At 70.0% G+C, this 22,516-nt stretch carries 24 protein-coding genes and 1 pseudogene; 15 read left to right on the plus strand and 10 right to left on the minus strand.

From position 1 onward, the window contains the following. Positions 1 to 38: 38 nt before the first annotated feature. A complete protein-coding gene (locus tag BIV24_RS26215; protein WP_071368924.1) occupies positions 39 to 962 on the minus strand; it encodes an ABC transporter ATP-binding protein in 924 nt (307 codons plus the stop codon). Positions 963 to 993: 31 nt separating this feature from the next. Continuing rightward, positions 994 to 1,806 (minus strand): AAC(3) family N-acetyltransferase, encoded by an 813-nt coding sequence (locus BIV24_RS26220; RefSeq protein WP_071368925.1) that lies wholly within the window; start codon positions 1,804 to 1,806, stop codon positions 994 to 996. Positions 1,807 to 1,966: 160 nt separating this feature from the next. On the opposite strand from BIV24_RS26220, the gene BIV24_RS26225 reads away from it, so the two are divergent. From BIV24_RS26225 to dapD, 11 genes are all read left to right on the plus strand, one after another. Further along, positions 1,967 to 2,728 (plus strand): helix-turn-helix transcriptional regulator, encoded by a 762-nt coding sequence (locus BIV24_RS26225; protein ID WP_071368926.1) that lies wholly within the window; start codon positions 1,967 to 1,969, stop codon positions 2,726 to 2,728. Next, positions 2,725 to 4,146, plus strand: a complete 1,422-nt coding sequence (gene sufB / locus BIV24_RS26230; RefSeq protein ID WP_071368927.1) for a Fe-S cluster assembly protein SufB — start codon at positions 2,725 to 2,727, stop codon at positions 4,144 to 4,146. Before BIV24_RS26225 ends, sufB begins: the two co-directional genes overlap by 4 nt. Before the next feature lie 85 nt (positions 4,147 to 4,231). Further along, complete coding sequence (sufD, locus tag BIV24_RS26235) at positions 4,232 to 5,458, plus strand: Fe-S cluster assembly protein SufD (protein ID WP_079168542.1); 1,227 nt, start codon at positions 4,232 to 4,234, stop codon at positions 5,456 to 5,458. Beyond that, entirely contained in the window at positions 5,455 to 5,784 is a 330-nt protein-coding gene (locus BIV24_RS26240; RefSeq protein ID WP_071368929.1) for a non-heme iron oxygenase ferredoxin subunit, read from the plus strand. The genes sufD and BIV24_RS26240 overlap by 4 nt, the downstream gene beginning before the upstream one ends. A gap of 7 nt (positions 5,785 to 5,791) precedes the next feature. Continuing rightward, positions 5,792 to 6,556, plus strand: a complete 765-nt coding sequence (gene sufC / locus BIV24_RS26245; protein WP_071368930.1) for a Fe-S cluster assembly ATPase SufC — start codon at positions 5,792 to 5,794, stop codon at positions 6,554 to 6,556. Further along, positions 6,553 to 7,809 carry a cysteine desulfurase gene (locus tag BIV24_RS26250; RefSeq protein WP_071368931.1) on the plus strand — a complete coding sequence of 419 codons (1,257 nt, stop codon included), beginning with the start codon at positions 6,553 to 6,555 and terminating at the stop codon, positions 7,807 to 7,809. The genes sufC and BIV24_RS26250 overlap by 4 nt, the downstream gene beginning before the upstream one ends. 11 nt (positions 7,810 to 7,820) lie before the next feature. After that, complete coding sequence (sufU, locus tag BIV24_RS26255; protein WP_071368932.1) at positions 7,821 to 8,288, plus strand: Fe-S cluster assembly sulfur transfer protein SufU; 468 nt, start codon at positions 7,821 to 7,823, stop codon at positions 8,286 to 8,288. Next, a complete protein-coding gene (locus tag BIV24_RS26260; RefSeq protein WP_071368933.1) occupies positions 8,285 to 8,620 on the plus strand; it encodes a metal-sulfur cluster assembly factor in 336 nt (111 codons plus the stop codon). Before sufU ends, BIV24_RS26260 begins: the two co-directional genes overlap by 4 nt. Positions 8,621 to 8,789: 169 nt before the next feature. Beyond that, positions 8,790 to 9,110 carry a DMT family transporter gene (locus BIV24_RS26265; protein WP_071368934.1) on the plus strand — a complete coding sequence of 107 codons (321 nt, stop codon included), beginning with the start codon at positions 8,790 to 8,792 and terminating at the stop codon, positions 9,108 to 9,110. Beyond that, entirely contained in the window at positions 9,110 to 9,646 is a 537-nt protein-coding gene (locus BIV24_RS26270; RefSeq protein ID WP_071368935.1) for a TetR/AcrR family transcriptional regulator, read from the plus strand. Before BIV24_RS26265 ends, BIV24_RS26270 begins: the two co-directional genes overlap by 1 nt. Before the next feature lie 142 nt (positions 9,647 to 9,788). Continuing rightward, positions 9,789 to 10,790, plus strand: a complete 1,002-nt coding sequence (dapD, locus tag BIV24_RS26275) for a 2,3,4,5-tetrahydropyridine-2,6-dicarboxylate N-succinyltransferase (protein ID WP_071368936.1) — start codon at positions 9,789 to 9,791, stop codon at positions 10,788 to 10,790. Between the two features lie 195 nt (positions 10,791 to 10,985). Here dapD and dapA read toward each other — a convergent pair whose 3' ends face one another. Beyond that, the gene (gene dapA / locus BIV24_RS26280) at positions 10,986 to 11,924 is read right to left on the minus strand and encodes a 4-hydroxy-tetrahydrodipicolinate synthase (RefSeq protein WP_071368937.1); all 939 of its coding nucleotides are present in this window, start codon (positions 11,922 to 11,924) and stop codon (positions 10,986 to 10,988) included. A gap of 268 nt (positions 11,925 to 12,192) precedes the next feature. Here dapA and BIV24_RS26285 point away from each other — a divergent pair, with 268 nt between their 5' ends. After that, entirely contained in the window at positions 12,193 to 13,629 is a 1,437-nt protein-coding gene (locus BIV24_RS26285) for a hypothetical protein (RefSeq protein WP_071368938.1), read from the plus strand. A 103-nt stretch (positions 13,630 to 13,732) separates the two neighbouring features. Here the strand turns inward: BIV24_RS26285 and BIV24_RS26290 are convergent, their stop codons facing one another. Further along, the gene (locus tag BIV24_RS26290; RefSeq protein ID WP_107459731.1) at positions 13,733 to 14,917 is read right to left on the minus strand and encodes a TerD family protein; all 1,185 of its coding nucleotides are present in this window, start codon (positions 14,915 to 14,917) and stop codon (positions 13,733 to 13,735) included. Positions 14,918 to 14,932: 15 nt separating this feature from the next. Further along, positions 14,933 to 16,150 carry an MFS transporter gene (locus BIV24_RS26295; RefSeq protein WP_071368940.1) on the minus strand — a complete coding sequence of 406 codons (1,218 nt, stop codon included), beginning with the start codon at positions 16,148 to 16,150 and terminating at the stop codon, positions 14,933 to 14,935. A gap of 134 nt (positions 16,151 to 16,284) precedes the next feature. On the opposite strand from BIV24_RS26295, the gene BIV24_RS26300 reads away from it, so the two are divergent. Then, positions 16,285 to 16,872 (plus strand): TIGR03086 family metal-binding protein, encoded by a 588-nt coding sequence (locus BIV24_RS26300; protein WP_071368941.1) that lies wholly within the window; start codon positions 16,285 to 16,287, stop codon positions 16,870 to 16,872. 133 nt (positions 16,873 to 17,005) lie between these two features. Here BIV24_RS26300 and BIV24_RS26305 read toward each other — a convergent pair whose 3' ends face one another. Then, complete coding sequence (locus BIV24_RS26305; RefSeq protein WP_071368942.1) at positions 17,006 to 17,479, minus strand: GNAT family N-acetyltransferase; 474 nt, start codon at positions 17,477 to 17,479, stop codon at positions 17,006 to 17,008. Position 17,480: 1 nt separating this feature from the next. Then, positions 17,481 to 17,636, minus strand: a pseudogene (locus BIV24_RS34585) (IclR family transcriptional regulator); the annotation flags it as partial. Positions 17,637 to 17,725: 89 nt separating this feature from the next. On the opposite strand from BIV24_RS34585, the gene BIV24_RS26310 reads away from it, so the two are divergent. Continuing rightward, entirely contained in the window at positions 17,726 to 18,442 is a 717-nt protein-coding gene (locus tag BIV24_RS26310; protein ID WP_071368943.1) for a DsbA family oxidoreductase, read from the plus strand. Positions 18,443 to 18,503: 61 nt separating this feature from the next. Further along, entirely contained in the window at positions 18,504 to 19,589 is a 1,086-nt protein-coding gene (locus BIV24_RS26315; protein ID WP_177198826.1) for an aminotransferase class V-fold PLP-dependent enzyme, read from the plus strand. A gap of 137 nt (positions 19,590 to 19,726) precedes the next feature. Here the strand turns inward: BIV24_RS26315 and thpD are convergent, their stop codons facing one another. From thpD to ectB, 3 genes are all read right to left on the minus strand, one after another. Beyond that, positions 19,727 to 20,614, minus strand: coding sequence for an ectoine hydroxylase (thpD, locus tag BIV24_RS26320; protein ID WP_071368945.1), 888 nt, complete (start codon positions 20,612 to 20,614; stop codon positions 19,727 to 19,729). Between the two features lie 5 nt (positions 20,615 to 20,619). Further along, entirely contained in the window at positions 20,620 to 21,018 is a 399-nt protein-coding gene (locus tag BIV24_RS26325) for an ectoine synthase (protein ID WP_071368946.1), read from the minus strand. Between the two features lie 63 nt (positions 21,019 to 21,081). After that, the gene (gene ectB, locus BIV24_RS26330; RefSeq protein WP_071368947.1) at positions 21,082 to 22,353 is read right to left on the minus strand and encodes a diaminobutyrate--2-oxoglutarate transaminase; all 1,272 of its coding nucleotides are present in this window, start codon (positions 22,351 to 22,353) and stop codon (positions 21,082 to 21,084) included. Positions 22,354 to 22,516 lie beyond the last annotated feature (163 nt).

Here is a 22,516-nt window from a genome sequence, read left to right on the forward strand (position 1 = left end):
ACCCCCGGACCCCCGGCCGAGGGCGGTGCTTTCCGGGATCATGAGCGCAGCTCCCTACCCGTGAGCTCCAGAAATACGTCTTCGAGGGTGTGCCGTTCGACGGAGATCCGGTCCGGCATCACCCCGTGCTGTGCGCACCAGGTGGTCACCGTCGCGAGCAGCTGCGGGTCGACCTTGCCGACCACACGGTACGCGCCCGGCGTCAGCTCCGCCGCGGTGCAGTCCGCCGGGAGCGCCTTCAGCAGGGATCCCACGTCAAGGCCCGGCCGGCCCGTGAAGCGCAGCGTGTCCTCGGCGCCGCTGCGGCACAGCTCCTCGGGGGAGCCATGGGCTATGACCCGGCCGGCGTCGATGATCGCGACGTCGTCGGCGAGCTGCTCGGCCTCGTCCATGTAGTGGGTGGTCAGGATCACGGAGACGCCGTCGGCGCGCAGGTCCCGTACGAGGTCCCAGGTGGCGCGGCGGGCCTGGGGGTCGAGGCCGGCCGTCGGTTCGTCCAGGAACACCAGTTCCGGGCGGCCCACCACGGCCATCGCCAGCGCGAGCCGCTGCTGCTGACCGCCCGAGAGGCGGCGGTACGCCGTCCGCCCGCAGCTGCCGAGCCCGAGGCGCTCGATGAGCGCGTCCACGTCCAGCGGGTGGGCGTGCAGCTTGGCGACGTGGCGCAGCATCTCGTCCGCCCGCGCGCCCGAGTACACACCGCCGGACTGCAGCATCACGCCGATGCGCGGACGCAGCGCGGAGGCCTGCCGGACCGGGTCGAGGCCCAGGACGCGCACCGTGCCGGAGTCCGGCTTCCGGTACCCCTCGCAGGTCTCTATCGTGCTCGTCTTGCCCGCGCCGTTGGGGCCGAGCACGGCGGTCACACCCGCCCGGGCCACCAGGTCGAGGCCGTCCACCGCGGTCTTCGTGCCGTACCGCTTCACCAGGGCCTGGACCTGGACCACGGGCTCACTTCGCATGGTTGAAGAGTCTAAGGAAACGTCCCGTGCCTCAGACGGGCGGGTTCAGGAACTCCTCCTCACGGGGTCGGTGCAGTGGCAGCCACCGCTCCGCGTAGGCCACCGCGTCCGCCACGGGAAACAGCCGTACGTCGGCCGCGCCCGCCGTGCCCCGTATGACGGGACGGTCCCGTTCGAAGTCGTGCCCGAGCTCGTCGAACCGGTCCGAGGTGATCGACACCTCGGTGACCGTCTCCCAGCCGGCCGGACCGGGGCGGCCCACCTCGACCAGCGGCGACGCTATCCGGTATTCGGCGAGGTGGAAGCTGCTGCAACTGTCGTAGCCCGCGCCGAGCAGCAGCACCCGGGCGCCCAGCTTCTCCAGCCGGGCCAGCGGGCTGCGCTCGCCGAGCCGGCAGTCGGGCGCGTGGCCGTCGGTGATCTCCGCCGCGCGCGGGCCGAGCGCCGCGAAGGAGGTCTGGGGGTGGGCGCTGCGCAGGGCGCCCGGCCACCTGCGGACCGTCTCCGGGATCACGCCGACCCCGCGCGTGGGCGTGATGAGGGGGTCGTAGGCGGGCATCGCGGCGCGGATCGTCTCCCACCACTCCTCGGGCGCCGGAGGATTGCCCCACAGCGCCGGATCGGAGAGATCCCCGGACTGGGTGGGGACGACGAGGGTGCCGTCCGGGCCGAGGGCGTCGAGCAGCGCCTGGACGACCGTGACGGCGCCCCCGCACACCCAGCCGAGCGAGCTGAGCGAGGAGTGCACCAGAAGCGTCTCGCCGGGCTCCACGCCCAGCGTGCGCAGTTCGGCGGACAGTGTGCTCCGGGTGACAAGAGGGCCGGTCGGAGGGTGTGCGGACATGGTCGAGGAGTCTTCCCCTTCGGGCCGGAAGACGCCAGCGGTTTGATCGATCAGAGATCGTTTCCGCAGGTCGGCTTAGGTGTACCTAAGTGATGCACGGCATCGCCCCCCGCCCGGACGGCGCTTGTCAGGCTGTTGGGAATTACGCAACAATGGCGTTGTGAAAAACGTCGACGAGGCTCGGGAGGCTCCCGTGGAGGCCCCTCAGGAGGAGTTCGCGACCGGAGAGCGCTCCACGCGCAACCGGGTCGCGCGATCCATCCTGGATCACGGGCCGTCGACCGTCGCCGAGCTCGCCGGGCGGCTGGGTCTGACCCAGGCGGCGGTACGGCGGCATCTCGACGCACTGGCTGCCGACGACGTCGTGGAAGCTCGTGAGCAGCGTGTGTACGGGGCACGCACGCGCGGTCGCCCCGCCAAGGTCTTCGCGCTCACCGACTGCGGCCGCGACGCCTTCGACCAGTCCTACGACGACCTGGCCGCGGACGCCCTGCGCTGGATCCAGCAGCGGTGCGGCGGGGACGAGGCCGTCGTCGCCTTCGCGCGCGCGAGGATCGCCGAGAAGGCGACCGCCTACCGCGCGGCGATCGAGGCCGCCGCCCCCGAGGAGCGCACCGAAGCGCTGGCCAAGGCCTTGAGTGAGGACGGGTACGCTGCTACGGCGCGCAGCGCACCGGTCGGCGAGCAGCTCTGCCAGCACCACTGCCCGGTCGTCCATGTCGCGGAAGAGTTCCCGCAGCTGTGCGAGGTCGAGACGGAGATCTTCTCCGAGCTGCTCGGCACGCACGTCCAGCGACTGGCGACGATCGCGCACGGCGACGGCGTCTGCACGACGTTCATCCCCAAGACGCCGCAAGCCGCCAAGCATTCCAAGACCACCCACAACGCATCTGCCAGCACGGCCGGGAGGAACCCCGCATGACTCTCCCCACGGAGACTGCCCACCCCGAACTCGAGGGCCTGGGCAACTACGAATACGGCTGGGCCGACTCCGACGAGGCCGGTGCTGCGGCGAAGCGCGGTCTGAGTGAAGACGTCGTCCGCGACATCTCGACGAAGAAGTCCGAGCCGGAGTGGATGACCAAGCTGCGTCTGAAGGGCCTGAGGCTCTTCGAGAAGAAGCCGCTTCCCAACTGGGGCTCGGACCTGTCGGGCATCGACTTCGACAACATCAAGTACTTCGTGCGCTCCACGGAGAAGCAGGCGGAGTCCTGGGAGGACCTGCCCGAGGACATCAAGAACACGTACGACAAGCTCGGCATCCCGGAGGCGGAGAAGCAGCGCCTCGTGGCCGGTGTCGCCGCCCAGTACGAGTCCGAGGTCGTCTACCACCAGATCCGCGAGGACCTGGAGGAGCAGGGCGTCATCTTCCTCGACACCGACACGGCGCTGAAGGAGCACCCGGAGCTCTTCAAGGAGTACTTCGGGACCGTCATCCCCGTCGGTGACAACAAGTTCGCCTCGCTGAACACCGCCGTGTGGTCCGGCGGCTCCTTCATCTACGTGCCGCCGGGCGTGCACGTGGAGATCCCGCTCCAGGCCTACTTCCGGATCAACACGGAGAACATGGGCCAGTTCGAGCGGACCCTGATCATCGTCGACGAGGGTGCCTACGTGCACTACGTCGAGGGGTGCACGGCCCCGATCTACAAGTCGGACTCGCTGCACTCCGCGGTCGTCGAGATCATCGTCAAGAAGAACGCCCGCTGCCGCTACACGACCATCCAGAACTGGTCGAACAACGTCTACAACCTGGTCACCAAGCGCGCCGTGGCCTACGAGGGCGCGACCATGGAGTGGATCGACGGCAACATCGGCTCCAAGGTGACGATGAAGTACCCGGCCGTCTACCTGATGGGCGAGCACGCCAGGGGCGAGACCCTCTCCATCGCCTTCGCGGGCGAGGGCCAGCACCAGGACGCCGGTTCCAAGATGGTCCACATGGCGCCCAACACCTCGTCCAACATCGTCTCCAAGTCGGTGGCGCGCGGCGGTGGCCGCACCTCGTACCGCGGCCTGGTCGAGATCGGCGAGGGCGCCGCGGGCTCCAAGTCCAACGTGCTCTGCGACGCGCTGCTCGTCGACACGATCTCGCGGTCCGACACCTACCCGTACGTCGACGTCCGCGAGGACGACGTGTCCATGGGCCACGAGGCGACCGTCTCCAAGGTCTCCGAGGACCAGCTCTTCTACCTGATGAGCCGCGGTCTGAGCGAGTTCGAGGCGATGGCCATGATCGTGCGCGGTTTCGTCGAGCCGATCGCCAAGGAACTGCCCATGGAGTACGCCCTCGAGCTCAACCGGCTGATCGAGCTGCAGATGGAGGGCGCGGTCGGCTGACCGGCCCCTGCGAGCAGCAGCGGCCCGCCCGTACGGGGCGGGCCGAAGATCACAACTGACGTAGGAAGAGAGCACAACGACAGCCATGGCTGAGGCTCAGAACTCCCCCACTCTCAACTCCGTTCCAGCGGGGGGACCCCCACCGGTTCCGGTGGGCTCCACCACCGCCGGCCAGATCGCGGTGGCCGCCGAGTCGACCGTCGCGACACGCATGAGCGCGCCGCCATCCTTCGACGTGGCGGACTTCCCGGTGCCCCACGGTCGCGAGGAGGAATGGCGGTTCACGCCGCTGGAGCGGCTTCGCGGTCTGCACGACGGCACCGCCGTCGCCACCGGCGAGGGCGTGAAGGTCGCCGTCGAGGCCCCCGAGGGCGTCATCGTGGAGACCGTCGGCCGCGACGACGCACGGCTCGGCAGGGCCGGCACCCCGGTGGACCGCGTCGCCGCCCAGGCGTACTCGGCCTTCGGGACGGCCTCGGTCGTGACCGTCCCGAAGGAGACCGTCCTCACCGAGCCGGTCCGTATCGCGGTGCACGGCGAGGGCGGGGTCGCCTTCGGCCACCAGGTGATCGAGCTCGGCGCCTTCGCCGAGGCGGTCGTCGTCATCGACCACACCGGCGAAGCGGTGCTCGCCGCGAACGTCGAATTCATCCTGGGCGACGGCGCCAAGCTGACCGTCGTCTCGGTCCAGGACTGGGACGAGAAGGCCGTGCACGCGGGCCAGCACAACGCCCTGATCGGCCGGGACGCGAGCTTCAAGTCGATCATCGTCACCTTCGGCGGCGACCTGGTCCGCCTGCACCCGCGCGTGGAGTACGCCGGTACCGGCGGTGAGGCCGAGCTGTACGGCCTGTACTTCACCGACAAGGGCCAGCACCAGGAGCACCGGCTCTTCGTCGACCACAACACCCCGCACTGCAAGTCGAACGTCGCCTACAAGGGCGCGCTCCAGGGCGACGACGCGCACGCCGTGTGGATCGGTGACGTGCTCATCGAGGCGAAGGCCGAGGGCACGGACACCTACGAGATGAACCGCAACCTCGTCCTCACGGACGGCGCGCGTGTCGACTCGGTCCCCAACCTGGAGATCGAGACCGGCGAGATCGTCGGTGCCGGCCACGCCTCCGCCACCGGCCGCTTCGACGACGAGCAGCTCTTCTACCTGATGGCCCGCGGTATCCCGGAGCACGATGCCCGTCGCCTGGTGGTCCGCGGCTTCTTCGCCGAGCTGGTCCAGCAGATCGGGGTCGAGGACATCGAGGAGCGCCTGATCGCCAAGATCGAAGAAGAGCTGGAGGCGTCGGTCGCATGACGGACTCGTCGGCCTTCGTGCGCGTCTGCGGACTGAGCGAGCTGGAGGAGGACACCCCGAAGCGGGTGGAACTCGACGGCACGCCGGTATCGGTCGTCAAGACGGAGGGAGAGGTGTTCGCCATCTACGACATCTGCTCCCACGCGAACGTCTCGCTGTCGGAGGGCGAGGTGGACGACTGCCACATCGAGTGCTGGCTGCACGGCTCGCGCTTCGACCTGCGCTCGGGCAAGCCCGACGCCCTTCCTGCGACGCGCCCCATCCCCGTATACCCCGTAAAGATCGATGGGGACGACGTGCTCGTCTCCCTCTCCCAGGAGTCCTGAGGCACCCATGGCAACGCTTGAAATCCGAGACCTGCACGTCACCGTCGAGGCCGACAACGCCACGAAGGAGATCCTCAAGGGCGTCGACCTCACTGTGAAGCAGGGCGAGACGCACGCCATCATGGGCCCCAACGGCTCGGGCAAGTCGACCCTCGCCTACTCGCTCGCGGGTCACCCGAAGTACACGATCACCAGCGGCACCGTGCTGCTCGACGGCGAGGACGTCCTTGCGATGTCCGTCGACGAGCGCGCCCGCGCGGGCCTGTTCCTGGCGATGCAGTACCCGGTCGAGGTACCCGGCGTCTCGGTCTCCAACTTCCTGCGCACCTCCGCCACGGCCATCCGCGGCGAGGCGCCCAAGCTGCGCACCTGGGTGAAGGAGGTCAAGGGGGCCATGGAGCGTCTCCACATGGACCCCGCCTTCGCCGAGCGCAACGTGAACGAGGGCTTCTCCGGTGGTGAGAAGAAGCGCCACGAGATCCTTCAGCTGGAGCTGCTCAAGCCGAAGGTCGCGGTCCTCGACGAGACGGACTCCGGTCTGGACGTCGACGCGCTGCGCATCGTGTCCGAGGGCGTCAACCGCGTCCGTGAGTCCGGCGAGGTCGGCACCCTGCTGATCACGCACTACACGCGCATCCTGCGCTACATCAAGCCCGACCACGTCCACGTGTTCGCCGGCGGCCGCATCGTCGAGTCCGGCGGTCCCGAGCTCGCGGACAAGCTGGAGAACGAGGGCTACGAGGCTTACGTGAAGGGTGGCGTATCCGCGTGACACAGCTGCCGGGCCTCCTCGACACCGAGGCGATCCGCAAGGACTTCCCGATCCTGGACCGGCTGGTCCACGACGGCAAGAAGCTTGTGTACCTGGACAACGCGGCGACCTCGCAGACGCCGCGCCAGGTGCTCGACGTGCTCTCCGAGTACTACGAAGAGCACAACGCCAACGTCCACCGCGGTGTGCATGTGCTCGCCGAGGAGGCCACGGCGCTGTACGAGGGCGCGCGCGACAAGGTCGCCGCGTTCATCAACGCGCCGAGCCGCGACGAGGTGATCTTCACCAAGAACGCCTCCGAGTCGCTCAACCTCGTGGCGAACATGCTCGGCTGGGCCGACGAGCCCTACCGGGTGGACCAGGACACCGAGATCGTCATCACGGAGATGGAGCACCACTCCAACATCGTGCCCTGGCAGCTGCTGTCGCAGCGCACGGGCGCGAAGCTGAAGTGGTTCGGGCTCACCGACGACGGCCGGCTCGACCTGTCGAACATCGACGAGATCATCACGGAGAAGACGAAGATCGTCTCCTTTGTGCTGGTGTCCAACATCCTGGGCACGGTGAACCCGGTCGAGGCGATAGTGCGCCGTGCGCAGGAGGTCGGTGCGCTGGTGTGCATCGACGCCTCGCAGGCCGCGCCGCACATGCCGCTGGACGTCCAGGCCCTCCAGGCCGACTTCGTGGCCTTCACCGGCCACAAGATGTGCGGCCCGACCGGCATCGGCGTCCTGTGGGGCCGCCAGGAGCTGCTGGAGGACCTGCCTCCGTTCCTGGGCGGCGGCGAGATGATCGAGACGGTGTCGATGCACTCCTCGACCTTCGCTCCCGCACCCCACAAGTTCGAGGCGGGCACCCCGCCGATCGCGCAGGCGGTCGGTCTCGGTGCGGCGATCGACTACCTCAACTCGATCGGCATGGACCGGGTCCTCGCCCATGAGCACGCGCTCACCGAGTACGCGGTGAAGCGGCTGCTGGAGGTCCCCGACCTGCGGATCATCGGTCCGGCCACGGCCGAGGACCGGGGCGCGGCGATCTCCTTCACGCTCGGTGACATCCACCCGCACGACGTGGGCCAGGTCCTCGACGAGCAGGGCATCGCGGTCCGGGTCGGCCATCACTGTGCCCGCCCGGTCTGCCTCCGCTACGGAATTCCCGCGACCACGCGAGCGTCGTTCTATCTGTACTCCACGCCGGCCGAGATCGACGCCCTGGTCGACGGCCTGGAGCACGTACGGAACTTCTTCGGATGAAGGGCTGAGGCGTGAAGCTGGACTCCATGTACCAGGACGTCATCCTGGACCACTACAAGAACCCGCACGGGCGTGGTCTTCGGGATGGCGACGCCGAGGTGCACCATGTGAACCCGACGTGCGGCGACGAGATCACCCTTCGCGTGAAGTACGACGGTACGACGATCAAGGACGTCTCGTACGAGGGCCAGGGCTGCTCCATCAGCCAGGCCTCGGCCTCCGTACTGAACGACCTCCTCGTCGGCAAGGAACTGGCCGAGGCGCAGAAGATCCAGGAGACCTTCCTGGAGCTGATGCAGTCCAGGGGCCGGGTCGAGCCCGACGAGGAGATGGAGGACATCCTGGAGGACGCGGTGGCGTTCGCGGGTGTCTCCAAGTACCCGGCGCGGGTGAAGTGCGCCCTCCTGAGCTGGATGGCGTGGAAGGACGCGACGGCCCAGGTGCTGGGCGGAGCCGACGCCGAAAGGAAGACGGCATGAGCGACACCGTGGAGATGAAGCCGGTCTCGGAGGAAGAGATCCGCGAGGCCCTGATGGACGTCGTCGACCCCGAGCTGGGCATCGACGTCGTCAACCTCGGCCTCATCTACGGCATCCACATCGACGAGGCGGCGAACATCGCCACCGTCGACATGACCCTGACCTCGGCGGCCTGTCCGCTGACGGACGTCATCGAGGACCAGGCAAAGTCCGCCACGGACGGTCTGGTCGGCGAGTTGCGCATCAACTGGGTCTGGATGCCGCCGTGGGGCCCCGACAAGATCACGGAGGACGGCCGGGAGCAGCTTCGGGCGCTGGGATTCAACGTCTGAGTGCCTGAGCCCCGTCCACGGCCGTGCAGTGGCCCCCCGGCAGTGTGCCGGGGGGTCACGGTCGTTTCCGGCCTCCGCTCGGGCGGCGAAACAGGGAGCGTGGCGGACACCAGTGGGCGCGACGGGCTTTTGCGTACGGCCGTACGCATCCATGCGTACACTCGTACACATGGGATTCGCCTTCCTCGCCGGGGCCATAGCCTCCGAAGTCGTCGCCACGACCGCCATGAAGTACAGCGAGGGGTTCAGCAGGCTGTGGCCGTCGCTGGTGACCGTGCTCGGCTATATCGTCTCCTTCCTGCTCCTCGCGCAGACCCTGAAGACGGTGTCGGTGGGCACGGCCTATGCGATCTGGTCCGGGATCGGCACGGCCGCCGTGGCCGCGATCGGACTGGCGTTCTTCGGTGAGGGGATGGGCCTCGCGAAGATCGCCGGGCTCACGCTGATCATCGGCGGGGTGGTGGTCCTGAACCTGGGAGGTGCGCACTGATGGCCCGGCGTTACGACCCCGAGCGGCGGCAGCGGATCATCGACGCCGCGATCCGGGTGGTGGGCGAGAAGGGGATCGCGGGGCTGAGCCACCGCACCGTCGCCGCCGAGGCCGATGTTCCGCTCGGCTCCACCACCTATCACTTCAAGACCCTCGACGAACTTCTGGTCGCCGCTCTGCGGCAGGCGAACGAGGGCTTCGCCAAGGTGCTCGCCGCGAGCGGCGGCCTCGAGGGCCCGCAGACCGACCTGGCCGGAGAGCTGGCGGGCTGGATGGGCGAGTGGCTCGCGGGCGACCGCACGGGGGTGGAGCTGGAGTACGAGCTCTACCTCGCCGCTTTGCGCCGCCCGGCCCTGCGCCCCGTGGCCGCCGAGTGGGCCGAGGACCTGGCCTCGCTGCTGTCCCGCCATACCGATCCGGCCACCGCGCGGGCGCTCGTCGCGCTGATGGACGGGATCTGCCTGCAGGTGCTGCTGACCGGCGGTTCCTACGACGAGGGGTACGCGCGCGAGATACTGGCACGGGTGATTCCCTGACCCGGCGCCATCAGGGCACCTGGGCCGCAGCCCCTGCCGGGACCGTTCCCCCGCCGGGGCTGCCACCTCCGCCGGGGTCGCCCGCGATACGGCCGAGCGGACCGGTTCGCCCGGGCGAGCCCCACCACGTTAGGTTTCCCCTATGACCGACACGACTGCTCCTCGTACCACCGGTGCCGCGGCCGCCGGCCTTGCCACGATCGCCGCCGACGGCACCGTTCTCGACACCTGGTTCCCCGCGCCCGAACTCACCGCTGCGACTGCCGAGGGCCCTGGCCCGTCCGGCACCGAGCGGCTGTCCGCCGAGCGGGCCGTGGAGCTGCTCGGTGAAGGCGCCGCGAAGGCGATGGGCCCGGACGCCCGCCGGGGCGTCGAGGTGGTCGCGGTCCGTACGGTCATCGCCTCGCTCGACGAGAAGCCCATCGACGCACACGACGTCTACCTGCGCCTCCACCTGCTCTCGCACCGCCTGGTCAAGCCGCACGGCCAGAACCTGGAGGGCATGTTCGGCTTCCTCGCCAACGTCGCCTGGACCTCGCTCGGCCCGGTCGCCGTCGACGACATCGAGAGGGTGCGGCTCAACGCCCGCGCCGAGGGTCTGCACCTCCAGGTGACCTCGATCGACAAGTTCCCGCGCATGACGGACTACGTCGCTCCGAAGGGCGTCCGCATCGCCGACGCCGACCGGGTCCGCCTGGGCGCGCACCTCGCCGAGGGCACCACGGTCATGCACGAGGGCTTCGTCAACTTCAACGCCGGCACGCTCGGCACCTCCATGGTCGAGGGCCGCATCTCCGCCGGTGTCGTCGTCGGCGACGGCTCGGACATCGGCGGCGGCGCCTCCACCATGGGCACGCTCTCCGGCGGCGGCAACGTGGTTATCTCCATCGGCGAGCGCTGCCTGATCGGCTCCGAGGCGGGTGTCGGCATCGCCCTCGGCGACGAGTGCGTCGTCGAGGCCGGCCTGTACGTCACCGCCGGTACCCGGGTCACCATGCCCGACGGCCAGATCATCAAGGCGCGCGAGCTCTCCGGCGCCTCCAACATCCTCTTCCGTCGCAACTCGGTGACGGGCGCCGTCGAGGCTCGCCCGAACAACGCGGTCTGGGGCGGTCTGAACGAGGTTCTGCACAGCCACAACTGACCATCGGCGGCCGGGACCCACGGCCGCCTCCTCGGTCAACGCTCTGACCTGCTGCAGATCTGTCGGCAGTGGGCGGCGTCGGTCATCCGCGTCGAGCGCCCTGCCATGGCCTTGGGACGGCCAGGGAGGGCGCTCGTGCGTGAGCACCGCATCAGGGGCCGCTCCCCATCTTGGTGAGAGAAGGTCCGTAGTGCCTCACGCGCCGACGCTCGACGCCACGGACTCCGCCGTCCCGGCGGCCGTCAGCCGCTCGTACTCCGCCAGCAGTTCGTCGACGACCTCGCGGCCGGCGGGCTGCAGTGGCGCACGGACCGGGCCTGCGGGCAGGCCGAGCCGGCCCAGCAGGCCCTTCACGGTGACCGTGCCGGGCAGACCGGACGCCATCATCAGTTCGACCAGCCGCACGCTGTCCTGCTGAAGACGAGCCGCCTCGGCCGTCCTGCCCGCGTCGAACGTGTCCAGGATCGCGCGGAACCGGCCGGGCACCGCATTGGCGACCGTGCTCACATATCCGGCCCCGCCGATCGCGTACCACGCGAGCACCTGCTCGTCGCAGCCCGTGTAGTACGCCAACTCGGTCCGCGCCAGCACCTTCTGGGTGCCGAGGAGGTCGTACGCGCAGTCCTTGACCGCCACGATCCGCGGATGCCCGGCGAGCCGGATCATCGTTTCGGGCTCGATAGGGGTGCCGGTGCGGCCCGGGATGTCGTACAGCGCGATCGGCAGCCCGGAGGCGTCGGCGATCTCGCGGAAGTGGGCCTCGACCGCGTCCTGCGGGGGACGGCTGTAGTACGGCGTGACCACCAGCAGACCGTCCGCGCCCGCCTTCTCCGCCGCCCGCGCCAGCTCCACGGTGTGCCGTGTGTCCGATGTGCCGACGCCCGCCACGATCGACGCCCGCCCGTCGACCGCCTCGCGCACCGCCCGCACCAGCGCGGACTTCTCGGCGTCGGTCGTGGTCGGCGACTCGCCCGTGGTTCCCGAGAGCACCAGGCCGTCGCAGCCCCCGGTCACGAGCCGGTCTGCGAGCGACTGCGCCCCGTCCAGGTCGAGGACGCCCGACTCGGTGAAGGGCGTGATCATCGCGCACAGGGCACGGCCGAAGGGAGGGGTGGGAAGGTTCGGCGTCGTCATGCCAGTAGTCTCGGCAAGACGATCGTGAAGCTCCACTTAAATCTGCTACTCGGTATTGATCAGGGATGCTTCAGTATGGAGGGCATCGAACGCATCGACCTCGGTGAGGTTCCCTGCGAGGACGCCGGGACGGCTGTCAGCATTTCGGCCAATACAGCCCCTCTCGGGGAGAGGAACCGGGCGGCATGGGCGGAAATCCGTCTAGGCTGAGCCGTGTGCTTCGGGGCGCCACCCCCGCCACTCCGTATGGCCCAAGGAGATCCAGCCGATGTCAGACAGCTTCCCCTTGCCGCCGGTTCGGCTGCACACCGAAGCGGAGCTCGCGCGGGACGCGCTTGCCGCACCGCTGCTCGCCCAAGCAGTCCGGCTCGCCCGCTGGGCCGGCCCGGCCACCCGTGTGGACGCCGGAGGCGAACTCGTCGAGGAGCAGCTGCCCGCCGCTGCCGAGGTGCTCGGCCTGACCGGCGAGGACGCCGCCGCCTGGGCGAGCGGGGCCTGGCGGGTCGCCGTCGACACCGGACTGGTCGAGGTCGTCGACGAGGAAGAGGGGACGGTCACCGCGGGCGCCGACCTCGCGCTGCTCACCCCCGGCAGTCCGGGCGACGTGCTCGGCGTGTGGCTCGGCGCGCTGGAGACCGTGCTCGCCGAGGCGAGCGTGCCCGACCTCGATGACCTCGACGATTTCGATGACCTCGTCGACGCGGGCGATGAGGTCGACTTCTCCTCCCTCGACTGGGACCTGGAGGCCGAGGCCGAGTTCCTCGAAGGAGTGCTGGCCAGCCTCTATCTGCTGACGGTCAGCGAGGAGGGACCCGCCGACGGGCCGGTGCCGCTGCCCGTCCTCGCCGCGTCGATGATCATGCCCGACGACATGGGCGAGCCCACCGATGACGTCCTGGAACAGGTGTCGGACGCCATGATGCGGCTCGACGACCAGTTCCGGCTCCTGGAGCCGATCGGGCTCGTCGACTTCCAGCCGGTCGACGAGGCGCTGATGGCCGACGCCGACGAGGAACCGGCGGCCCCCTTCGACGACACGGACGTCAGCCGGTACGGGATGGTACGGCTGACCCCGCTCGGTCTGTTCGGGGTGCGGACCCGGCTGCTGGAGGCCGGGGTGATCGCGCCCGCGGTGGGGGAGCTGGCGGACAAGGGCGCGGACGTGCTGCTCGACGGCACGTCCGCCTTTCCGGCGACCGCGGCGCAGGCGGAGATGGAGCAGTGGCTGACGCGTCGCGAACCGCTCGCCGCAGCAAGGGAGTTGCTCGCCGCGGCACGCGGTGCGGACAGCGGTGCGCCGCTGCGCCGGCTGCGCTGTCAGCAGGCGCTCTCCCTGGTCGGTGCGGAGGCGGAGCCGGCCCTGTGCGAAGTGCTGGACGACGCGGAACTGGGAGGCCTGGCGCGGGTCTGGCTCACCGAGAACAGTGCGGCGGACGTGCCCGCGCCGCCGGAGGAGATGGTCTTCTGGCTGACCGTCGACACGGTGGCCGCGCAACTGGCGGCCGAAGGCAACTCGGTGGAACTGCAGGCCCTGGTGGAGGGCCTTGCGTCCCAGCACAGCGGCTTCTTCGCGACGGCCTGGCGGGTGGACCACCCCGCCACCGCGGAGGTCCTGGAGGCGATGGGGCGCCTGCACCCCGACCGGAAGGTGGCGAAGGAAGCCCGGAAGGCCGCGTTCAAGGCACGCTCACAGCACGGGGGCTGAGCGGGAGCGGGGGCCACGGCGACGGGGACGTCGCCGTATGGTTGACCCGCTTCATGCGAGGGGCCCGCACCACGGTGCGGGCCCCTCGCATGAGGTACTTCCCTTACAGTGCCTGTGCCGCCGGCTTCACCATGTTCCGCACCGTGCGGGCCTTGACGAAGTCGCCCATGGCCGTCATGTCCCACTCCCCGGAGAACTGGCGGACGAGCTTGGCCATCATCACGCCGGTCTGCGGCTCCGTCTGTGTGAGGTCGAAGCGGACGAGTTCCTCGCCGGTCGCGGCGTTGACAAGGCGGCAGTACGCCTTGGCGACCTCCGTGAACTTCTGCCCGGAGAAGGAGTTCACGGTGAACACCAGACCGGTGACCTCCTGCGGCAGACGGCCGAGGTCGACCACGATCGCCTCGTCGTCACCGCTGCCCTCGCCCGTGAGGTTGTCACCGGAGTGCTCGATCGCGCCGTTCAGGATGGTCAGCTTGCCGAAGTAGCAGCTGTCGATGTGATTGCGCTCCGGGCCGTACGCGATGACGGAGGCGTCCAGGTCGATGTCCTTGCCGCGGAAGGCGGGCTCCCAGCCGAGGCCCATCCTGACCTGGGAGAGCAGCGGGCGGCCGCCCTTGACGAGGGAGACGGTCTGGTTCTTCCGGAGGCTGACCCGGCCCTTGTCGAGGTTGACCTTTCCGGCACCGGGAGCCGGAGCGGGCGGGGCCGGCGGGGCGGCCGGCGGCGGGGGAGCGGTCACCGGCGCCTGCGGTGCGGGCGGCGGGGGTGCCATCGGCTGCGGCGGTGCGGCCGGTTCCTCCACCGTGACGCCGAAGTCGGTGGCGATGCCCGCCAGGCCGTCGGCGTACCCCTGGCCGACGGCACGCGCCTTCCACTGGCCGTTGCGCAGATAGATCTCCACGATCACCAGTGCCGTCTCGGTGCCGAGCCGCGGCGGGGTGAACGTGGCCAGGATGCTGTTGTCGTCCGCGCTGCGGATCGTGGCCGTCGGCTCGATGCCCTGGAAGGTCTGGCCCGCAGCGTCGGGGCTCGCCGTAACGACGATCTTCTCGATGCCTGGGGGTAGGGAGGCCGTGTCGACGGTGATCGCGTCGGGGGCCGTGCCGCCGCCCGAACGGTGCGTTACGCCTGGGCCGGCCGGCTGGTTGTAGAAGATGAAGTCGTCGTCCGAGCGCACCTTGCCGTCGGCGGTGAGCAGGAGGCCCGACACGTCGAGCCGCACCGGGGCGGCGACGTCCACCGTCACGCGCGCGACGGAGAGAGGGATGTTCGAGCCGGGGGTCATAGCGGTCATGCCGGGTCAACGAGCGGCATCGCTTTGCCGTTCCCTTACCGAAGCTGGGCCCTGACGCAGCGGAAGCGCCGCCAACGGCAGCAGCAGGCCGAGCACCACGAGCACCGCGTAGTGGCCGGCCGGTTCGACCAGCCCCGCCCCCAGGGCCAGCCCGACCGCGTTCGGCGCGAAGACCAGCGTGCTCGCCGTGGCGGACGTACGGCCCAGCAGCGGACCGGGAGTCTCCCGCTGCACCGCGGTGAACGCCGCGATCAGCGCACAGGGCAGTCCCACGCCGATCGCCACACTGCACGCCAGCGCCACCGGGTCGGACGGGATCGCCCGGAACACCACACCGGCAGCCAGCACGGCGATGCCCCAGCCCGCGAAACGACGCTCGCCGAGACGGCGCAGGGCCGAGCCCGAGGCCAGCCCGACCAGCACCGAGCCGACCCCCTGGACGGCGGCGAGCACACCGGCGTACGAGGGGGAGTGCCCGAGCCCGTCGACGACGGCGTAGACCATCGCGCCGTTGACACCGGCGCAGAGCATCGTGATGCCGCCCGCCAGGACCAGGGGCCGCAGCCGGTCGTGCGCCCACAGCCAGCGGGCGCCCTCGGCCGTCTGCGCGCGCCAGCCCGTGCCGGCCGGCTCCGGGCGGCTCTCGCGGACGCGCAGACCCGCGTACAGGACCGTGGCCAGCACGAACGTGACCGCGTCCAGGAGCGCCACGGCCGGGCCGCCGTAGGCCGCGTACACGCCCGCCCCCGCCAGCGGGGCCACCAGCTTCATACCCTCGGTGGCGGTCATCCGCAGCCCGTTGAAGTCGCCGAGCAGCGGGCCGTCGACGGCGGCGGCGACGAGCGCGGACTCGGCCGCGTCGTGCACGATCCCCGCCGCGCCATACATGAACAGGACCGCGTACACGAGCCACACCCGGTCCGGGGAGTCGACGGCGAAGAGGGCGAGCAGCAGGACCGCCAGGGCCAGGTTCGTCCCGATCAGCAGCGGCTTGCGGCGGGTGCGGTCGGCGAGTGTGCCCAGGGCGGGGCCGATCAGGGACGGCGCCCACATGGCGAGCAGGCACAGGGCGGCCAGGCCGTTCGAGCCCGTGAGGTCCTTCACCCACACCCCGGCCGCCAGCCACATCGCCGATGTGCCGAAGCCGGAGACCACCACCCCGGCCAGATAGAGCCCCGCATTACGGTCGCGCAGCACGCGCGCCCCGGTCCATGTCGTCGTCATGCCTGGTCATCGTGGAGCTAAGGCCGCGAAGGAAGGATCGGGCAGGCGCCTTAGAAATCGCAGGGGAGACCGATGAATTGTGGGAGCGCTGTCAGTCCACCTCCTGAGAAGACTCGAGTACGGAGGAGAAGGAATTGACCGGCACCATTCTCGATCTGGAACCACAGGCGCGGATCGTCGCCCGACTCGCGGCCGGGGTAGGCGACGAGCAGCTCACGGACCCGACGCCGTGCTCCCGGTACACGGCGCGCAATCTGCTGGGCCATCTGCTCGGGCTCGCCGCCGTGTTCCGGGACGCCGGACGCAAGGACCTGGGCGTCACCTCGGACATCAGCCCGGACGCCGTCACGCCGGACATCGGGCCCGGATGGCGCGAGGAACTGCCCCGGGTGCTCGACGAGTTGGTCGAGGCCTGGCGCGATCCGGCGGCCTGGACCGGCGAGACACGGGCGGGCGGGGTGACCCTGCCGGGCGCGGTCGCGGGCGCCGTGGTGGCCAATGAACTGGTCGTCCACGGCTGGGACCTGGCGCGGGCCACCGGCCGGGAGTACGAGCCGGACCCGGCCGCGCTGGAGGCGTCGTACGGCCTCCTCCTCGCGGCTGCCGACGACTCGAACCGGGCCGACGGCCCCTTCGGCCCGGTCGTTCCCGTCCCGGCGGATGCCCCGCTCCTCGACCGCGTGATCGGCTTGAGTGGGCGCGACCCCGGCTGGAAGCCGTAGAAGCCTCGCGCGGTTGCAGTGGTACCCGGATTCAGCGCGGTGACTCCACCCGCCGCTTCAGCGGTGGGTGGAGTCTCGGCGACGAGAACCGCGGGCGGTCGGCCGTCGTCTCCCGGTGTGTGCCGTCCTCGGCTCAGGCATTCAGAACGAGGACGACCTCCTCGATCTCCGAGCCCCGGGCCTGCGCGAAACCCCTCGCCCGGGCCGTCTCCTCGAAGCCGCACTTCTCCAGGACCCGGCGCGAGGCAGCGTTGTCGGCGGCGGCCCGGGCGTACAGCGGGCGCTCGGGTACCTGCTCCAGCAGGATCCGCAGCGCGGTCGTCGCGATGCCGCGGCCCCAGCACGCGCGGTCGATCCAGTAGGTGACCTCGCGTTCGCCCGGCTCGCCGTACACCGCCGCGTTGCCGACCACGGCGCCGTCCGCCAGCACCGTACGGGCGGTGATGTCGGACGCGGCGCGGATCCGCTCCCAGTGGGCGTCGAAGCGGGCCCGGTCGGCCGGGTCCTCGGGGGTGAACGCCGCCATGCGCAGCGCCACGGGGTCGTTCATCTGCCGGAAGAAGACCGGCAGGTCGCCGTCATGGACCTCACGCAGGACGATCTCCACGTCAAAGCCTCCGTGTCGCGAGAGTGAGACGGTCCCGCGCGTCGGACAGCGCGTCCTTGACCAGCTGTTCGTGCGCGGGGGTGAGCCGGGCCGTCGGGACGCAGCAACCTATCGCGTCGCGGGCCGGGGTGCGACAGGGGATGGCGATGCCGGAGCAGCACATGCGGAATGAATCCAACCGCTTGAACGTTCACCTATGTCGCGGAGGGAGTCTCCGTACCCGTACGAACTGGAGAAGCCGAAGACATGCGCGTCGAGATCTGGAGCGACATCGCCTGCCCCTGGTGCTACGTCGGCAAGGCCCGCTTCGAGAAGGCGCTGCAGGCCTTCCCGCACCGGGACGACGTCGAGGTGGTGCACCGCTCCTTCGAGCTGGACCCGCACCGCGCCAAGGGCGATGTGGAGTCCGTCCTCACGATGCTCACCAGGAAGTACGGGATGAGTGAGGCGCAGGCCCGGGCCGGGGAGGACAACCTGGGTACCCAGGCCGCCGCCGAGGGACTGCAGTACCGCACCACGGGCCGCGACCACGGCAACACCTTCGACATGCACCGCCTGCTGCATCTCGCCAAGGAGCAGGGCAGGCAGGACGAGCTGATCCAAATCCTGTACCGGGCGAACTTCGCCGAGGAGCGGTCCGTCTTCACCGAGGGCGACGAGCGGCTGGTCGAGCTGGCCGTCGAGGCCGGGCTCGACGCCGAGGACGTCCGCAAGGTCCTCGCCGATCCCACCGCGTACGCCGAGGCCGTGCGCGCCGACGAGCGCGAGGCCGCCGAGCTGGGCGCGAACGGGGTGCCGTTCTTCGTCCTCGACCGCGCATACGGCGTCTCCGGCGCCCAGCCCGCGGAGGTCTTCGCGCAGGCTCTGACGCAGGCGTGGGGCGAGCGGTCGCCGCTGAAGCTGATCGAGCAGGGTGACGCGGATGCGTGCGGTCCGGACGGGTGCGCCGTGCCGCAGCGCTGAAAAGTGGCAGGTCGGGGCGGAGGCATAAGCGTTTCTTAGGGAAACCGCGCAGCGATATGCGATGGACGGGGACTTCAGCGGGCCGCACAGTAGTCCCATGGAGACCTTCGAGACCCTCGTCCGTACCGAGTTCGCCCCGAAGAACACCTATCTGAACACCGCCAGCACCGGGCTGCTGCCGGCTCGCACGGTGGAGGCCATGCGGACCGCTCTGGACGCGGCGGCAGCGGGGCAGCCCACCGACATGTCCGCCGACGTGGAGGCCGCCCGCGCCTCCTTCGCCCGGCTCATCGGGGTCCCCGTCCGCCGGGTGGCGGCCGGGGCCTCGGTGGCCGTCTACACCGGACTGATCGCCGCCTCGCTGCCCGAGGGCGCCGAAGTCATCACCGCCGAGGGCGACTTCAGCTCCGTCGTGAACCCCTTCCACATGCGCCGCGACCTCAGGGTCCGTACGGTTCCGCTGGAGCGGATCGCCGAGTCCGTACGGCCCGGCACGGCGCTCGTCGCGGTCAGCGCGGCGCAGTCCGCCGACGGCAGGATCGCCGACCTGACCGCTCTGAGCGAGTCCGCCAGGGCACACGGCGCACGTACGTACGTGGACGCCTCCCAGTCCGCCGGCTGGCTGGAGTTCGACGCGGGGGCGTACGACTACGTCGCCTCCGTCGCCTTCAAGTGGCTGCTCAGCCCGCGCGGCGTGGCCTTCCTGGTGGTGCCGGACGACCTCGGCTCTCTTACCCCCTTCTTCGCGGGCTGGGTGGCGGGCGAGGAGCCCTGGGACAGCTGCTACGGTCCGGTGGCCGAACTCGCCCGTTCCGCACGGAGGTTCGACGAGAGCCCGGCGCTCTTCTCGTACGCGGGTGCCCGCCACTCCCTGGAACTGCTGGAGGAACTGGGCGTGGCGCGCGTACGGGACCACGACCTCGCCCTCGCCGACCGCTTCCGTACGGGACTGCGCACCCTCGGCCACGAGCCGGTCCGTGCCCCGGGCTCCCCGATCGTCTCCGTGCCCGGACTCGGCCACCGGCAGGACGAGTTGAGCCGGGCCGGCGTCGAGGTCTCGGACCGTGCCGGCAACCTGAGGGTCGCCTTCCACCTGTACAACACGCCCGCCGACGTCGACCGCGTCCTGGACGTCCTGTCGGACTGACCTCCGACGCGCGTCGTCTGCAGCCGGTCCCGCACCGCGGAGTATGACACCGTTCCCGAGCAGTGAGCGGGGGTGAGTCCCGCACTTGGGCACGCCCCGAACGGTCTTGGAACCCCGCGGTGCAGGACCCCCGAGGCTCACCTCACCGGGGTGAAGTCCCTGGCCCCGATGAACTCCGGCCTGCGCACGGGCGCCGCGAACGGCTCCACCGCCGTGTTCTCCACGCTGTTGAACACGATGAAGACGTTGCTGCGCGGGAACGGGGTGATGTTGTCCCCGGAACCGTGCATGCAGTTGCAGTCGAACCAGGTCGCCGAACCGGCCCCGCCCGTGAACAACTTGATGCCGTACCGGTCGGCCATCGCGGTCAGCGCCTCGTGGGACGGCGTGCCCGCGTCCTGCATCTGCAGCGACTTCTTGTAGTTGTCCTTGGGCGTGGCTCCCGCGCACCCGAGGAACGTCCGGTGCGACCCCGGCATGATCATGAGGCTGCCGTTGGTGTCGTGGTTCTCGGTCAGCGCGATCGACACGGACACCGTCCGCATGGCCGGCAGGCCGTCCTCGGCGTGCCAGGTCTCGAAGTCGGAGTGCCAGTAGAAGCCGCCGGCCCCGAAGCCGGGCTTGACGTTGATCCGCGACTGGTGGACGTACACGTCCGAGCCGAGGATCTGCCGCGCCCGGCCGACGACGCGTTCGTCGCGCACGAGACCCGCGAACACCTCGCTGATCCGGTGCACCTCGAAGACGGACCGGATCTCCCTGGATTGCGGCTCCAGGACCGACCGCTCGTCGGCGCGGATCTCCGGGTCGGTGACGAGTCGCTGCAACTCCTTTCGGTAGACGGCGACTTCGTCCTCGGTGAGCAACTCGTCGAGGGTGAGGAAGCCGTCGCGCTCGTACGCCTGGAGGCTGGTGGCGGAGAACGGCCCGGGTGTCCCGGGCGCGCCCCAGGCGACCGGGTCCCGGCGCGGGATCGACACCTCGGTGGCGCCGCGGCTGGGGTACAGATCGGTGACGGTGGTCACGGCTGTCACACCTCCTCGGTGAGCAGGGGGTAGACGCCCCTCTCGTCGTGGTCCTCCCGTCCGGTCACGGGCGGGTTGAAGACGCAGAGGCAGCGGAAGTCCTTCGTGACCCGCAGCGTGTGCCGCTCATGCCCGTCGAGGAGGTACATGGTCCCCGGCGTGATCGTGAACGTCCTCCCGGTCTCTTGGTCGGTGAGTTCGGCCTCACCCTCGACGCACACGACGGCCTCGATGTGGTTCGCGTACCACATCGTCGTCTCCGTGCCCGCGTAAAGGATCGTCTCGTGGAGGGAGAAGCCGACCTTCTCCCGCGCGAGGACGATGCGCTTGCTCTCCCAGGTGCCGGACGCGGCCTTCACGTGCCGGTCGGTACCTTCGATCTCCTTGAACGAACGGACGATCACGGTGCTGCGACGCCTCCTTCTCGGTCTTTCCTGTCGGTGTTGCCCGTCGGCCCGGTCGGTGCTTCAGGCGGTTTCGCGGACGGCGCGGGCGAGGACGCCAAGGCCCTCGTCCAATTCGTCGGGGGTGATGGTCAGGGCCGGGAGCACCTTGACGACCTCGCCCTCGGGGCCCGAGGTCTCGACGAGCAGCCCGAGTTCGAAGGCACGCCGCGCGACACGCTCGGCGCGCCCCCGGTCGTGGAACTCCAGGCCCCACACCAGCCCGCGCCCGCGGTACTCCCTGACGTCGGCGAGGTTCTCCTCGGTGATCGAGATCAGCTCCTGCTCGACCTGCTCGCCGCGCGCTCGGGTCTGCTTCTCCATGGCGGACCCGTCGCTCCAGTAGGTCTCCAGGGCGGCGGTGGCCGTGACGAACGCGGGGTTGTTGCCACGGAAGGTGCCGTTGTGCTCGCCCGGCTCCCAGAGGTCCAGCTCCGGTTTGAACAGGCACAGCGACATGGGCAGCCCGTAGCCGCTGATGGACTTGGACATGGTGACGATGTCGGGCACGATCCCGGCCTCCTCGAAGGAGAAGAAGGCACCCGTACGCCCGCAGCCCATCTGGATGTCGTCGACGATCAGCAGCATGTCGCGGCGTGCGCACAGATCGGCGAGGGCGCGCAGCCACTCGGGCCGGGCGACGTTGATGCCGCCCTCGCCCTGCACGGTTTCGACGATGACGGCGGCGGGCCGGTTGAGCCCGGACCCCTGGTCCTCAAGGAGCCGTTCGAACCACAGGAAGTCCGGGACCCTGCCGTCGAGGTAGTGGTCGAAGGGCATGGGGGTCCCGTGGACGAGCGGGATCCCGGCGCCGGCGCGCTTGAAGGCGTTACCGGTGACGGCGAGGGATCCCAGGGACATCCCGTGGAAGGCGTTGGTGAAGGACACGATGGCCTCGCGGCCCTTCACCTTGCGGGCGAGTTTGAGCGCGGACTCGACGGCGTTGGTGCCGGTGGGCCCCGGGAACATGACCTTGTACGGCAGATCGCGCGGGCGCAGGACGAGGTCCTGAAAGGTTTTCAGGAAGGAGCGCTTGGCGACGGTGGACATGTCGAGCCCGTGGGTGACGCCGTCCCGCTCCAGATAGTCGATCAACGCCCGTTTCAGTACGGGGTTGTTGTGGCCGTAGTTGAGCGCCCCGGCACCGGAGAAGAAGTCGAGGTACTCGTGCCCGTCCTCGTCGTACAGGCGGCTGCCCTGCGCGCGGTCGAAGACGGTGGGCCAGCCGCGGCAGTAGCTGCGCACCTCCGACTCCAGGGTCTCGAAGACGCTGAGGTCCGGCTGGGTGATGGTCACGCGGAAACGCTCCTCGGTACGTGGGGGAGGGACGGAGTGGGGGAGGGGGCCGATGCGGTAGAGGACCTCGGGGTCGTGCGGTCCGTCGGGGAACTGGCCCGCCTCGAACAGGACATCGCGCTCGACGCTTGCGCCGTGCCGGGCGGCGAACGAGGTGAAGAGC

Origin of the sequence: Streptomyces colonosanans (assembly GCF_001866645.1) — a bacterium.
GTDB lineage: Bacteria > Actinomycetota > Actinomycetes > Streptomycetales > Streptomycetaceae > Streptomyces > Streptomyces colonosanans.

Coding starts and splice junctions, on each gene's coding strand:
- BIV24_RS26265 (WP_071368934.1), top strand. CDS start 8,790: ATGGGATTCGCCTTCCTCGCCGGGGCCATAGCCTCCGAAGTCGTCGCC.
- BIV24_RS26310 (WP_071368943.1), top strand. CDS start 17,726: ATGCGCGTCGAGATCTGGAGCGACATCGCCTGCCCCTGGTGCTACGTC.
- sufC (WP_071368930.1), top strand. CDS start 5,792: ATGGCAACGCTTGAAATCCGAGACCTGCACGTCACCGTCGAGGCCGAC.
- dapA (WP_071368937.1), bottom strand. CDS start 11,924: ATGACGACGCCGAACCTTCCCACCCCTCCCTTCGGCCGTGCCCTGTGC.
- sufD (WP_079168542.1), top strand. CDS start 4,232: ATGGCTGAGGCTCAGAACTCCCCCACTCTCAACTCCGTTCCAGCGGGG.
- BIV24_RS26220 (WP_071368925.1), bottom strand. CDS start 1,806: ATGTCCGCACACCCTCCGACCGGCCCTCTTGTCACCCGGAGCACACTG.
- BIV24_RS26240 (WP_071368929.1), top strand. CDS start 5,455: ATGACGGACTCGTCGGCCTTCGTGCGCGTCTGCGGACTGAGCGAGCTG.
- BIV24_RS26315 (WP_177198826.1), top strand. CDS start 18,504: ATGGACGGGGACTTCAGCGGGCCGCACAGTAGTCCCATGGAGACCTTC.
- dapD (WP_071368936.1), top strand. CDS start 9,789: ATGACCGACACGACTGCTCCTCGTACCACCGGTGCCGCGGCCGCCGGC.
- BIV24_RS26260 (WP_071368933.1), top strand. CDS start 8,285: ATGAGCGACACCGTGGAGATGAAGCCGGTCTCGGAGGAAGAGATCCGC.
- BIV24_RS26295 (WP_071368940.1), bottom strand. CDS start 16,150: ATGACGACGACATGGACCGGGGCGCGCGTGCTGCGCGACCGTAATGCG.
- BIV24_RS26215 (WP_071368924.1), bottom strand. CDS start 962: ATGCGAAGTGAGCCCGTGGTCCAGGTCCAGGCCCTGGTGAAGCGGTAC.
- sufB (WP_071368927.1), top strand. CDS start 2,725: ATGACTCTCCCCACGGAGACTGCCCACCCCGAACTCGAGGGCCTGGGC.
- BIV24_RS26285 (WP_071368938.1), top strand. CDS start 12,193: ATGTCAGACAGCTTCCCCTTGCCGCCGGTTCGGCTGCACACCGAAGCG.
- BIV24_RS26270 (WP_071368935.1), top strand. CDS start 9,110: ATGGCCCGGCGTTACGACCCCGAGCGGCGGCAGCGGATCATCGACGCC.
- BIV24_RS26290 (WP_107459731.1), bottom strand. CDS start 14,917: ATGACCCCCGGCTCGAACATCCCTCTCTCCGTCGCGCGCGTGACGGTG.